The sequence below is a fragment of the Phytoactinopolyspora endophytica genome (assembly GCF_004138495.1).
Classification (GTDB): domain Bacteria; phylum Actinomycetota; class Actinomycetes; order Jiangellales; family Jiangellaceae; genus Phytoactinopolyspora; species Phytoactinopolyspora endophytica.
On record NZ_ML142868.1, the window covers coordinates 56,855 to 57,155 of the forward strand.

Consider the following 301-nt stretch of genomic DNA (forward strand, 5'->3'; position numbering starts at 1 on the left):
CGGCTCGCCGCCGTGTGTCGGCAGCGAGGCAGAGTTCAGCTGCCGGCGGCACAGCTCGACGAGTGCGTCCGCGCGGCGCTGGGCGGCGCTGCGGGTGTCGTCGGGGCCTGACGGTGTGGCCAGGGCGTCGATCGCGGTCTGCACGATCGCGCCGTCCTCGGCGCCGAGGACACCATCGATGGACACCGCGCCTTCGAAGGTGGCGGCGACATCCAGCCAGCGGCCCTGGTCGCGTTTCTCGGCGCGTTTCTTCGCGCGTTTGTTGTCCACGGCCGCGCCCATCCCGCGTAGCGCGGCGCGT

1 protein-coding gene is annotated in these 301 nt (G+C 73.1%); it reads right to left on the reverse strand.

All coding sequences use genetic code 11. The annotated features are described in order from the left end of the window. A partial coding sequence (locus tag ELR45_RS28560; RefSeq protein ID WP_165368187.1) for a DUF222 domain-containing protein occupies positions 1-301 on the reverse strand: 301 nt, incomplete at both ends.